At 44.9% G+C, this 12,229-nt stretch carries 12 protein-coding genes and 1 other annotated feature; of the genes, 8 read left to right on the forward strand and 4 right to left on the reverse strand.

Features of this window, described 5'->3' with window-relative positions; all coding sequences use genetic code 11:
- The first annotated feature begins 223 nt into the window (after positions 1-223).
- The gene (locus R2S67_RS08020; RefSeq protein ID WP_317343164.1) at positions 224-2,587 is read left to right on the forward strand and encodes a DNA polymerase II; all 2,364 of its coding nucleotides are present in this window, start codon (positions 224-226) and stop codon (positions 2,585-2,587) included.
- On the opposite strand, the gene R2S67_RS08025 is transcribed toward R2S67_RS08020, so the two are convergent.
- On the reverse strand, positions 2,584-3,351 hold the full coding sequence (locus R2S67_RS08025; protein ID WP_182019859.1) for a nucleotidyltransferase domain-containing protein: 768 nt from the start codon (positions 3,349-3,351) through the stop codon (positions 2,584-2,586). The two genes, R2S67_RS08020 and R2S67_RS08025, sit on opposite strands and share 4 nt — an antisense overlap.
- 194 nt (positions 3,352-3,545) lie before the next feature.
- Between R2S67_RS08025 and yeiP the strand changes: the two genes are divergently transcribed.
- On the forward strand, positions 3,546-4,112 hold the full coding sequence (gene yeiP, locus R2S67_RS08030) for an elongation factor P-like protein YeiP (RefSeq protein ID WP_005376801.1): 567 nt from the start codon (positions 3,546-3,548) through the stop codon (positions 4,110-4,112).
- A gap of 2 nt (positions 4,113-4,114) precedes the next feature.
- Positions 4,115-4,435 carry an HI1450 family dsDNA-mimic protein gene (locus tag R2S67_RS08035; RefSeq protein ID WP_005376800.1) on the forward strand — a complete coding sequence of 107 codons (321 nt, stop codon included), beginning with the start codon at positions 4,115-4,117 and terminating at the stop codon, positions 4,433-4,435.
- Between the two features lie 186 nt (positions 4,436-4,621).
- Here R2S67_RS08035 and rluB read toward each other — a convergent pair whose 3' ends face one another.
- The gene (gene rluB / locus R2S67_RS08040) at positions 4,622-5,560 is read right to left on the reverse strand and encodes a 23S rRNA pseudouridine(2605) synthase RluB (RefSeq protein ID WP_005376798.1); all 939 of its coding nucleotides are present in this window, start codon (positions 5,558-5,560) and stop codon (positions 4,622-4,624) included.
- 547 nt (positions 5,561-6,107) lie between these two features.
- Here rluB and R2S67_RS08045 point away from each other — a divergent pair.
- Complete coding sequence (locus R2S67_RS08045) at positions 6,108-6,818, forward strand: calcium-binding protein (protein WP_005394815.1); 711 nt, start codon at positions 6,108-6,110, stop codon at positions 6,816-6,818.
- 102 nt (positions 6,819-6,920) lie between these two features.
- On the opposite strand, the gene R2S67_RS08050 is transcribed toward R2S67_RS08045, so the two are convergent.
- A complete protein-coding gene (locus R2S67_RS08050; protein WP_005376791.1) occupies positions 6,921-7,541 on the reverse strand; it encodes an L-threonylcarbamoyladenylate synthase in 621 nt (206 codons plus the stop codon).
- A gap of 185 nt (positions 7,542-7,726) precedes the next feature.
- A complete protein-coding gene (rnm, locus tag R2S67_RS08055) occupies positions 7,727-8,584 on the reverse strand; it encodes an RNase RNM (protein ID WP_150919071.1) in 858 nt (285 codons plus the stop codon).
- 95 nt (positions 8,585-8,679) lie between these two features.
- On the opposite strand from rnm, the gene R2S67_RS08060 reads away from it, so the two are divergent.
- The 4 genes from R2S67_RS08060 (at position 8,680) to trpD (ending at position 12,221) form a co-directional block, all read left to right on the forward strand.
- On the forward strand, positions 8,680-8,805 hold the full coding sequence (locus R2S67_RS08060; protein ID WP_005394819.1) for a trp operon leader peptide: 126 nt from the start codon (positions 8,680-8,682) through the stop codon (positions 8,803-8,805).
- Positions 8,752-8,855: a sequence feature (Trp leader region), on the forward strand. It overlaps the preceding gene by 54 nt.
- Before the next feature lie 126 nt (positions 8,856-8,981).
- Complete coding sequence (locus tag R2S67_RS08065) at positions 8,982-10,559, forward strand: anthranilate synthase component 1 (RefSeq protein ID WP_317343168.1); 1,578 nt, start codon at positions 8,982-8,984, stop codon at positions 10,557-10,559.
- Positions 10,560-10,564: 5 nt separating this feature from the next.
- The gene (locus tag R2S67_RS08070) at positions 10,565-11,173 is read left to right on the forward strand and encodes an aminodeoxychorismate/anthranilate synthase component II (RefSeq protein ID WP_164666471.1); all 609 of its coding nucleotides are present in this window, start codon (positions 10,565-10,567) and stop codon (positions 11,171-11,173) included.
- A 37-nt stretch (positions 11,174-11,210) separates the two neighbouring features.
- Positions 11,211-12,221, forward strand: coding sequence for an anthranilate phosphoribosyltransferase (gene trpD, locus R2S67_RS08075; RefSeq protein ID WP_317343171.1), 1,011 nt, complete (start codon positions 11,211-11,213; stop codon positions 12,219-12,221).
- The last annotated feature ends 8 nt before the right edge of the window (positions 12,222-12,229 follow it).

The raw sequence follows: 12,229 nt of genomic DNA on the forward strand, positions 1-12,229 counted from the left end.
AGGAAAGACAATTAACAACATTAAGTACAATAAATCAAGTAACTAGGTTTCATATTGCCCAGAGAAACACGCTATAACTTAAAATGACACTATCCCTCTTGCACCAAAGGCTAACTTGTAATCACTAATTCCAGCAAAAATTTGAACCGTTTTCTTTACTGGTTATTTTTACAGTTCTTAATGTTAAACTAGCGTTCTTCAAGTTTTCTAAGGTTTCTCACATTTGAATATCCAACAAGGCTTTCTGCTTACTCGACAGGCACGAGACATCAAAGGTCAAACTCAAATCGAGCTGTGGCTTTCGACAGAAGCAGGTCCTACTCAGTTAATTATTAATGGTGAGAAGCCAGTATTTTTCATCGCTCAGAAACACTCAGAGCAAGCAAAAACACTCGCGCGAGAAAAAAACATACCCGTCGACATCCGCCTTTTGGATCTCAAAACGTTTGAACATACGCCTCTTTCTGCATGCTATACCAACGTAACCAGAGACGCTCTCACACTTAAAGACACGTTCGCTCAAAATGATATCACCACTTACGAAAGTGATATTCGCCTCGCCGATCGCTACCTCATGGAGCGTTTTATTAAAGGCAGTATTGAGTTTACAGGCAATGTGACTCGTACCAATGGCTACCAACGCGTCCAGAACGCAAAATGCCGTACGGGGCAATATGAGCCGAAGTTAAACGTTGTCTCGTTAGATCTAGAATGCTCTGAGAAAGGCATTCTTTACTCCATCGGATTAGACAGCGTCATGGATTCCCGCGTTATCATGATCGGAGAACCAGAACCTTCGGATACACCGATACAATGGGTCCAGGATGAAAAGGCGCTTCTAGAAGCACTCATCGATTGGTTTAAAAAATTCGACCCCGATGTCATTGTCGGTTGGAATGTCATTGATTTTGACTTTCGTCTGTTACACAAACGAGCAGAATGGCACAACATGAAACTCATGCTTGGCAGAGCAGACCAAGCCGGTTTTTTCAGAAGCTCATCTCAAAGCCAACAAGGGTTTATTTCCATTCCCGGGCGAGTTGTAATGGACGGTATCGATACGTTAAAAACGGCGACTTATCACTTTCGGTCTTGGTCATTAGAGTCTGTATCTCAAGAACTCTTGGGGGAAGGTAAAGAAATCCACAACGTTCATGACCGTATGGATGAGATCAATCGTATGTACCGCTCCGACAAACCATCGCTGGCTAAATATAACTTACAAGACTGCGTGTTGGTGAACAAGATTTTCAATCACACTCACCTGCTCGACTTTGCAATTGAACGCTCTCGCCTCACTGGTGTAGAACTGGATCGTGTCGGTGGCTCGGTAGCGGCATTCACTAATTTATACATGCCGCAAATACACCGCGCAGGCTATGTTGCCCCGAACCTACACCCAGAAAATTGGATTGCGAGCCCCGGCGGTTACGTGATGGACTCCATCCCTAACCTATATGATTCCGTTTTAGTGTTGGACTTTAAGAGTCTATACCCATCGATTATTCGCTCTTTCTTGATTGATCCTATGGGTTTGGTTGAGGGGTTATTACTCGATATTGGTAAAGAAGATGAGCAGGCAGTACCTGGCTTTCGCGGTGGTCAGTTCCATCGTACGAAACACTTTTTACCAGAAATGATTGAAAAGCTTTGGGCGGCACGTGATGTCGCGAAAAAGAACAATGAAAAAGCTTTTTCTCAGGCAATCAAAATCATCATGAACTCCTTTTATGGCGTACTGGGCTCATCGGGATGTCGTTTCTTTGATACTCGGTTAGCTTCTAGTATTACCATGCGCGGACATGAAATCATGAAGCAAACTAAGGTGCTGATTGAGGAGCAAGGATATCAAGTGATTTACGGCGATACGGATTCCACATTCGTGTCGTTGAATCGACCATACAGTCAAGTAGAAGCCGACGCTGTTGGAAATCAATTAGTTGATTACATCAACTCTTGGTGGCAAGAACACCTGCGTTCTGAGTACAACCTAACATCTATGTTGGAAATCGAGTATGAAACCCATTATCGCAGATTCCTTATGCCAACGATTCGTGGCGCAGAAACTGGCTCGAAAAAGCGCTATGCGGGTTTAATCGGTGAAGGAGAGCAAGAACGGATTGTATTTAAAGGGTTAGAAAGTGCCCGTACTGACTGGACCTCGTTAGCACAGAAATTTCAAAATACACTCTATAGCATGATTTTCCATGGTGAAGATCCAAGCGACTATGTCCGAGAGATGGTTGAGAAAACTAACAACGGTGAATTTGATGAACAGTTGGTGTATCAAAAGCGACTGCGCAGAAAACTGCATGAGTATCAGAAGAACGTCCCACCACAAGTGCGTGCAGCTCGTTTAGCGGATGAGATAAATGCCAAGCTTGGCCGCCCATTACAGTATCAAAACAAAGGACGAATTGAATACATTATTACCGTGAACGGTCCTGAACCTTATGAGTACCTCAATAGCCCGATTGATTATCAACATTACATTGATAAACAACTCAAACCCGTTGCAGATGCGATTCTCCCTTTCATTGGGACGGATTTTGACAGGCTTTCAGCGCCTCAAATGGGGTTGTTTTAACCGATACGAAACTCTGTTTTCTGGTACTGTTTGACTAACCAATCACCAAACGCATCAATTAGCCCGATAACAGAACGCTTGGGAATACCCCGGCCAGAAAGTAAAATTTCTAGCCGCTCGATCTCAAGCTGCTTTTCAGGATGATAAGTTAAGAATACCTTGCCACATTGTATAGGGTCATCAAACCAACGTTTATCTCGATACATCACCAAAGAGTATGACGCCCTTAGTAGCTTTTTAGCAATCACGCGTTGAGCGGCCACCTGCTCTTCTATCGTCTTCGCTTGGACGATTTTTTTGCGATACACCGTAATCCAATCTTCCACATCCATATTCCAGTGCTTAGCAATTTCCCAACTTGGGACGTAATCACCAAAACAGTCTGCTAGATCATCACCATAAACACAGACACAGCAATGCTTAAGCATAAAGCCCCAAGTGAAAATACTGTCTAAATTAGCTACTTCGCTCACTAAGGCTGTACGGACCGATACACCATTAACGTGAGGGTAACTCTGCTGCGCACGCCACTTAATTGTGTTGAGCAAAGTCGCGCGATTGTGCTCAAAGGATGATTGAGTAACGACAACCAGGTCTAAGTTCGACCTTCCTGCGATCGCTGTTTTACGAGCAACACTACCGTATACATAAACGCTGTGTAAGTTTTGCCCCAATCCACCTTTGAGACAAGCGGTGACTTCCCTAATTAAAGGCGCAAACTCTGGTTGAAATGGTTGTTTAGGATCGATAACAGGCAGAGACATGACTTAAAACGTGTTCTCAGATGGTTCAAGAAGTTGGACTATATGTTCTCTTAGCCGACTCACTGAATCAAGTCCATTCAGGTGTTTAGTCATGGGAGTAACAACAAATTTCTGCAATGAATTTTAATGCTAGGCGGTTAACTTAGCGCTATAATCACCGAGTTTTGCTTAATAAGTATGAATAGGAATATACAATGCCAAAGGCAAGTGAAATCAAAAAAGGCTTCGCAATCGAGTCTAATGGTAAAACTCTTCTAGTTAAAGACATCGAAGTAACGACTCCTGGCGGTCGTGGCGGCGCTAAAATCTACAAAATGCGTTGTACAGATCTAAACACGGGCGCACGTGTAGATGAGCGTTACAAGTCTGATGACGTTGTTGAAACGGTAGAAATGAACAAACGTGCAGTTGTGTACTCATACGCTGACGGCGATGAGCACATCTTCATGGATAACGAAGACTACTCACAATACACATTCAAGCACAATGAAGTTGAAGACGACATGCTGTTCATCAACGAAGATACACAAGGTATCCACATTATCCTTGTTAACGGTGCTGCTGTGGGTATTGAACTACCATCTTCTGTTGAGCTAGTGATTGAAGAAACTGACCCTTCAATCAAAGGTGCTTCTGCATCTGCTCGTACTAAACCAGCACGCTTCGCTTCAGGTCTTGTCATCCAGGTTCCTGAGTACATTGCAACTGGTGACCGTGTTATCATTAACACAGCTGAACGTAAATACATGAGCCGAGCATAAGCATGTCTGATTTGATTTCTTACGACGACGTCATCGACGCAGCGTACGACATTTTCCTTGAGATGGCTCCAGATAATCTAGAGCCTGCTGACGTGATTCTGTTTACTGCGCAATTTGAAGATCGTGGTGCCGCAGAACTTGTTGAAACTGGTGATGACTGGGTTGAACATGTTGGCTTCGAGATCGACAAAGAAGTATATGCAGAGGTTCGTATCGGCCTAGTAAATGAGGAAAATGACGTTCTTGATGACGTATTTGCTCGTATGCTAATCAGCCGAGACCCTGAACATAAGTTCTGCCATATGCTTTGGAAACGCGATTAACGTTTCTTCATCATGATAAAAAATACCAGCCTAGTGCTGGTATTTTTTTATCTGCTGTTTTTGTTTAGCTGCGATATTTGTTTATCCAAACACCCTTCTCTATATCGGCTTTAGATCCTTTCGCTATGTAACAGATAAGAAAAAGGCTTGCCGAATTGGCAAGCCTTTCTGATGTTTTGCTATCGATTAACGATGCTTGTTACGTGCGCCTTGGTCACCAGCAGTCTTCTTCGGCTTACGACGAGAAGGGTTGTTGCTGCGGCCTTTTGGCGTGTTAACACGCTCTTCATGGCGCTTAACTGCGCGACGAATTTTTTGGCTGCGTGCACGCTCACGTTTGCGTGACGTATTGTCTTTGTTCAGATCAAGCATGGTTTCTTTTTCTGGACGAAGCTCTACAAGCTCACGCAAGTAGTTTACTTCTTTCAGGTCAAGCTCCATCCAACCACCACGAGGCAGTTTCTTGTCTAAGAAGATGTCGCCGTAACGAACACGTTTCAGACGACTAACGGTACACTCTTGCGATTCCCATAGTCGACGAACTTCGCGGTTACGACCTTCGTTGATAACAACGTAAAACGTGTGGTTCATGCCTTCACCACCCGCGTAAACAACATCTTCAAAGCGAGCTAAACCGTCTTCCAGTTCAACACCTTTTACTAGATTACGAACTTTCTGTTCAGTTACTTCACCGAACACACGTACTAGGTATTCACGTTCAACTTGGCGGCTTGGGTGCATTAAGCGGTTCGCCAGTTCACCATCCGTTGTGAAAAGCAGAAGACCAGAAGTGTTCGCATCCAGACGACCAACTGAAATCCAACGAGAGCCACGAATTTTTGGCAGACGATCAAAAACAGTACGACGACCTTCTGGATCGTGACGAGTACACAGTTCACCCTCGGGTTTGTAGTACGCAAGTACACGACAAATCACTTCTTCTTGAATCTTTGCAGAGACAATGTGACCATCGATACGAACTACGCTGCTCTCGTCTTCAAGTCTTTCACCAAGCTTAGCGACTACACCGTTCACGCTAACGCGACCAGATTTAATTAACGATTCAATCTCACGACGAGAACCGTGACCAGCACGTGCTAATACTTTTTGTAACTTTTCGCTCATTTATCTACCTATGTGTCGTCTTCACAGACGTCTAGACCAGAATTGGTCTGTATTTTGCTAATTACCCATTTCAGTGGGATTTTTCGGTCCGACATTATACGTAACTTTCTCAGTTAATGTAAGCTAAATCGGCGCCATTCTCCACACCAAAAATTCACTTTAAAACATCGAAAATATTTACTCTATTCTGCAACTTTTTTCCTACTTAATGCTGATATTGCCCAGCGAGAATCCCACTAATATCGGTCTTCCCGAGCCACTTTAACCGTGCAGTACCTGATAAAATTGTCAGGGTTACAACGATAACCACTTGGGGTGTGTTTACTGTTCGTGTTGCTTTAAAAACAACGAAGAATAAACAGTCCCAGTTTGCTGCTAAGTAATACCAATCATCGTGGATAAATGAGCACTCATAGCAAGACAAGAAGCATCGGTAAGTCACTATTTACTATTAAAAATGACACTAACGTTATCGTGTATTTTAACTAGCTAGATTAGCTCTGCATTTTCGGCGATTGGCATAAATCAGACAAAAAGGAATAGAACAATGTCTATGCTAAATCTAGACCTAAATTGGATTTTTGGGACATCTCAAGATGACGATATGACCGGTACAAAAGGGTCTGAAACAACCGATATTTTCTTCGGCTTCTGTGGTGATGATAAGTTCGTAGGATACGGAGGCAATGATGTTGTCTTCGGGGGCTGGGGAGACGATACCTTGCTCGGTGGCCGAGGGAACGACTTTGTTTCTGGCGGCTTTGGCAACGACTTCCTATCGGGCGGATTAGGAAATGACAAGCTCTTTGGTGGTTGTGGCGATGATACAATTTTTGATTACTCAGGCAACAACTACTTGAGTGGGGGTTGGGGTAACGACACGCTCGTCGTTGGCGATGGTGAATCAGTACTGAGCGGCGGCTGTGGAGACGACACTTTCGTGCTTACAAACCGCCTGGCTATTGGTGTACCGGATCAACCTGTATCCTCCAACGATATTGATATTAAAGCCGATATTGTCGATTTTAATATTTTTCATGACAAACTTGTCTTCGATATGGGCAGAGACACCGACAATGATGGCATTCGAGATACGTTCTTGGATTCAGCGGATGATCTGACTTTATCTTATAATGAGTGTGGCTGGGCAGTATTCTCTAGTGATGAATACAATGTCGAAGTAACATTAAACGGCGTGAGCTCTGCATACATCAACTATGCTGAACAAAATGGTATCGACATTTTCGATTTCGCTTAATCTCAAACAGTTAAGTTCAATGAGATATTCGATATGACAACTAAAATAGGAGGCGCGATGCCTCCTATTTTGTTTGACGGTGGTGTACGACTATTCGTCGAATTATTCGAATGGTGCCGGGTCACCTGATCCCAAACGCACCACAACAGGTTCACCTTCGCTAAAATCAATGACGGTCGTAGGCTGTTCACCTAAGTAACCGCCATTAAGAATCACATCAACCGCATGTTCTAGTTTATCGCGAATATCTTCCGGATCAGACTCTGTTACGTCACTGCCAGGTAGAATCAACGACGTAGACATCATCGGTTCACCTAATGCTTCCAACAAGTCCAAGGCAATTTGATTGTCTGGAACACGGATACCGATGGTCTTACGTTTCGCGTTCATCAAACGACGCGGCACTTCTTTCGTACCTTTGAAGATGAAGGTGTAAGGACCTGGTGTGTTGTTTTTCAGTAGTCGGAATGCAGAGTTATCCACTCGCGCATATAGAGAAAGTTCCGACAAATCACGACACAGTAATGTAAAGTTATGCTTATCATCCAGACGACGGATCTGACAGATTCGTTCCAGTGCCTGTTTGTTCTCCAACTGACAGCCAAGTGCGTACCCTGAATCGGTAGGGTACACCACAACGCCGCCGTTACGAATGATTGCTACTGCTTGATTAATCAAGCGAGCCTGTGGGTTTTCTGGGTGAACGTAAAAAAACTGGCTCATTGTAATTCCTCATTATCGAGCCTCTCGGCTCTATATTCTTATGTGGAGCTTGAATGCCGCCTTGTTGTGTTTTATCAAGTGACTTCAAGATTCAAAGTGTTGTTCAGTTCCAACGACAAGGAAAGCCACATTAATACCCAATATACACTTTCCAGTTATTTGATACTGAAACCCACGCTTTGAGGTTACTTTGATATATCCAACGAAGGATCAATACCCCAATCTTTCCAAACTGGTTCGACGCCTGCGGGCAACCAAAGGTTCCTTCCTAGCTCCATCCAAGGGGATGGGTAGTGAAAATCACTGCCTTGAGACGCTAATAGTTTGTATTGTATAGCATAATCAGCCAAGTTGCGCCTTTCTTGTTGCGCTTGCTGTGGCTGTGCAACTTCCATCGCATCGCCGTTTGCTTCTACAAACGCTGCTAGAAGACGCTTAATCCACTTCGCTGTCAACTTATATCTTCCAGGATGCGCCAATACCGCCATCCCACCAGCCGCATGGATAGCATCAACCGCATCTTTCATCGAACACCAATTCGGTGGTACATAACCTGGGTTATTACGCGTTAGGTATTTTTTAAACACCATTTGCATGGTTTTTGCGTAACCATTATCCACCAGCCATTTCGCGAAGTGCGCTCTCGTAACAGGCGCATCACCGGCGATCTGCCTTACCTCTTCGAGCACGCCTTCCCGAGTTGCTTTTTGTAGTCGCTCTGCAATCAACTCTGACCTTGTGATGCGGTGCTGCTTCTGCTGCTCGATGAGGGCGGATAATTGTTCATTTTCCGGATCGATATTCAAACCGACAATATGAATGTCTTTGTTTTGCCAAACAGTCGATATCTCAATGCCGTTGATGATTTTGATCGGTAAATTATTGTCTTGAACGTGTTGCTTGGCTAACGCCAAACCGTCAACCGTATCGTGATCAGTGATCGCCAAAACCTCGATATCAAAACTCAGCGCCCTTTCCACTAAATCTTTAGGCTCTAACCGACCGTCCGATGCAGTGGTGTGACTATGTAAATCAATTCTCATATTTTTATCGTTTTAATGCTGTTTTGGGGTTGACTTTTTACTCTCGCACTAGTTAACTAGTACACAAATACAAAGTACGTAATTTAAGGTTCACCATGTTACAAGAATTTAACCAAAACCAAAAAGCGAAAGTTGCGGTTTGTCTTAATAAGACAAACTCATCAGATCTTGCTTGGTGGCGCACTTGGACTAGTTCTTGGTGGGCAAACGTATACTTCTAGTTTATAGAACCAAACGTTGTAAAGCCCGCTACTTAAGCGGGCTTTTTTGTTTTGTTGCTCATTTCACATTCAACTGCCTAAACATTAATCGAATATGGCTAACTCTAGATTGGGAGAACGTTTGCTTTATGCGACTATGTACGGCAGGAAGATTTAGACAGCTACAAGGAGGTCTTGTGAATAAGGCCATAGAAATCAAGAAACTTGGATGCCTAGAAGTATTAAAGACTTCGGTTCCTTACACTCAAGACCCAACACGTTTGTTCCATACCATTTGTGAGAACAAAAGAGATAGCTTGCTTCTCGAATCCGCTGAAATTGATTCGAAACAGAATCTAAAATCACTTTTAATCGTCGATTCAGCGGTGCGCATCGTTTGTTACGGCCACACTGTAAACATGCAGGCGTTAACCAACAACGGTAAAAACCTACTGTCTCACCTAAACCAGAACATCCGTGGTGACGTTGAGAGTAAGTTCGATGGCGAAACGCTGACTTTGGAGTTTAGCCACCCATGCGACACGTTAGATGAAGACTCTCGACTACGTGAAGCTTCTTCTTTTGACGCTCTACGTTTAGTGCAACACAGCTTCGATATTTCACAGCAAGACAAACACGCGATTTTCCTTGGCGGTCTGTTTGCCTACGACTTAGTCGCAAACTTCGAGCCGCTTGGTAATGCAGGAGCAACCAATCAATGTCCAGATTACGTTTTCTACGTAGCGGAAACATTGCTTGTTGTCGACCATCAAACGGAATCTTGCCAGCTTCAAGCTACATTGTTTGTGGATGATTCTGAAAAACTAGCGCTAGAGACTCGCATCGCAGAAATCAGTGCTCAATGTGCGGCTCCAAAGTTACTTCCAAGTGCAGAGAAAATCGCCGACGTAACGGTAGAACCTAGCGTATCTGATGATGACTTCTGTCAAATCGTTCGCGACTTAAAAGAGTTCGTAGTGAAAGGCGATGTATTCCAAGTCGTACCATCTCGCCGATTCACTCTACCTTGCCCTGCTCCACTCGCGGCTTACAAAGAACTGAAACAAAGTAATCCAAGCCCTTACATGTTCTACATGCAAGATGAGCTGTTCACTCTGTTTGGTGCATCACCAGAAAGCGCGCTTAAGTACGAAACCGACACTAACCAAATTGAAATCTACCCAATCGCAGGCACTCGTCGCCGCGGTAAGCGCCCTAACGGCGAGATTGATTTCGACCTAGATAGCCGCATCGAACTTGAACTGCGCACCGACATGAAAGAAAACGCAGAACACATGATGTTGGTTGACTTAGCACGTAACGACGTCGCTCGTATTGCTCAAGCTGGCACTCGCCACGTAGCAGACCTACTAAAAGTCGACCGCTACAGCCACGTAATGCACTTAGTATCTCGTGTGGTTGGTCAACTGCGTGAAGACCTAGACGCCCTGCACGCATACCAAGCTTGTATGAACATGGGCACGCTCACTGGCGCACCAAAGATTCGTGCAATGCAGTTGATTCGCGATGTAGAAGGCGCACGACGCGGTAGCTACGGCGGTGCTGTGGGTTACCTTACAGGCGAAGGAACATTAGATACTTGTATCGTGATCCGCTCAGCGTACGTTGAGAACGGCATTGCTCAAGTTCAAGCTGGTGCAGGCGTTGTGTTCGACTCTGATCCACAAGCGGAAGCAGACGAAACGCGCAGTAAAGCACAAGCGGTAATCTCTGCTATTCAAGCAGCGCATTCTCAACCTACGAACAAGGAGTAGCAGACATGGCGAACATCGTATTCATCGATAACTTTGACTCGTTCACCTACAACCTTGTGGATCAATTCCGCTCGCTAGGTCACTCAGTCAAGATTTACCGAAACAACATCCCAGCAGAAACCATCGAACAAGCGGTAAACGAGCTTGAAAACCCAGTGGTTCTGCTATCGCCAGGCCCTGGTGCTCCTTCAGAAGCAGGGTCAATGCCAGAGCTTATCCAACGCATGAAAGGCAAAGTTCCGATGATCGGCATTTGTCTTGGTCACCAAGCAATTGTTGAAGCGTACGGCGGCACCGTCGCTGGTGCAGGCGAAATCATTCACGGTAAGGTCTCTATGATGGAGCACCTAAACCATGCGATTTACCAAAACCTACCATCACCACTTGCAATTGCACGTTACCACTCGTTAGTTGCAACCAAGGTTCCTGAGAGCCTAACCATCACAGCAGAAGCGGATGACTTGGTGATGTCTGTTGTACATGAAGAAGATAAAGTTTGCGGGTTCCAGTTCCACCCGGAATCTATTATGACGACCTACGGAGCAACACTGTTGGCCAATGCCATTGAATGGGCGCTTGAAGAATCAACTTCAGTGAACCCACTCACTGCTTAAAGAGCACTTGGCACATAAGAAATTTAGGAGAGGAAATATGGAAGCAATCATCAACCCTATTATTACCAAACTGTACGAGCAAGAATCGCTTACTCAGGAAGAGAGCCAACAGCTGTTTGACATCATCATCCGTGGTGAACTCGATTCGATTTTGATGGCATCAGCACTGACTGCACTAAAAATTAAAGGCGAAACACCGGATGAAATTGCGGGTGCGGCAAAAGCACTGCTGGCAAATGCAAACCCATTCCCTCGCCCAGATTACGATTTCGCAGATATCGTAGGTACGGGCGGTGACGGCCACAACACCATCAACATTTCAACCACTGCGGCGTTTGTTGCTGCTGCATGTGGGCTAAAAGTAGCGAAACACGGTAACCGCAGCGTTTCAAGCAAATCTGGCTCTTCTGACCTTCTTGATTCATTTGGTATCAACCTAGCCATGAGCGCAGAAGATACACGCAAAGCGGTCGACGATATCGGTGTTGCTTTCCTATTTGCACCTCAATACCACGGTGGTGTGCGTCATGCGATGCCAGTGCGTCAAACCATGAAAACACGCACCATCTTTAACATTCTTGGCCCACTGATTAACCCTGCTCGTCCTAACATCGAATTGATGGGCGTTTATAGTGAAGAACTGGTTCGTCCTATCGCAGAAACCATGCTACAAATGGGTATGAAGCGCGCCGCTGTAGTACACGGTAGCGGTCTGGACGAAGTGGCGATTCACGGTGAAACAACCGTTGCAGAGATCAAAGACGGTAAGATCACAGAATACAAACTAACGCCTGCAGACTTCGGTTTAGATGCGCACCCGCTAGAAGCGATCAAAGGCGGTGATCCTGAAGAAAACAAAGCGATTATTACCAATATCCTGACGGGTAAAGGCACAGGCGCACAATTGGGCGCAGTGGCGGTGAACGTTGCGCTGCTAATGCGTCTATTCGGCCACGAAGATTTAAAAGCCAACACGCAACAAGCGATTGAGGCAATGAATTCAGGCAAGGCGTACCAATTGGTACAACAACTTGCCGCACACGCTTAAGGAATTGA

Origin of the sequence: Vibrio sp. T13N (assembly GCF_032970445.1) — a bacterium.
Classification (GTDB): Bacteria; Pseudomonadota; Gammaproteobacteria; order Enterobacterales; family Vibrionaceae; genus Vibrio; species Vibrio diabolicus.

Coding starts and splice junctions, on each gene's coding strand:
- rnm (WP_150919071.1), bottom strand. CDS start 8,584: ATGAGAATTGATTTACATAGTCACACCACTGCATCGGACGGTCGGTTA.
- rluB (WP_005376798.1), bottom strand. CDS start 5,560: ATGAGCGAAAAGTTACAAAAAGTATTAGCACGTGCTGGTCACGGTTCT.
- R2S67_RS08025 (WP_182019859.1), bottom strand. CDS start 3,351: ATGTCTCTGCCTGTTATCGATCCTAAACAACCATTTCAACCAGAGTTT.
- R2S67_RS08035 (WP_005376800.1), top strand. CDS start 4,115: ATGTCTGATTTGATTTCTTACGACGACGTCATCGACGCAGCGTACGAC.
- R2S67_RS08060 (WP_005394819.1), top strand. CDS start 8,680: ATGTTACAAGAATTTAACCAAAACCAAAAAGCGAAAGTTGCGGTTTGT.
- R2S67_RS08050 (WP_005376791.1), bottom strand. CDS start 7,541: ATGAGCCAGTTTTTTTACGTTCACCCAGAAAACCCACAGGCTCGCTTG.
- R2S67_RS08045 (WP_005394815.1), top strand. CDS start 6,108: ATGTCTATGCTAAATCTAGACCTAAATTGGATTTTTGGGACATCTCAA.
- R2S67_RS08070 (WP_164666471.1), top strand. CDS start 10,565: ATGGCGAACATCGTATTCATCGATAACTTTGACTCGTTCACCTACAAC.
- yeiP (WP_005376801.1), top strand. CDS start 3,546: ATGCCAAAGGCAAGTGAAATCAAAAAAGGCTTCGCAATCGAGTCTAAT.
- trpD (WP_317343171.1), top strand. CDS start 11,211: ATGGAAGCAATCATCAACCCTATTATTACCAAACTGTACGAGCAAGAA.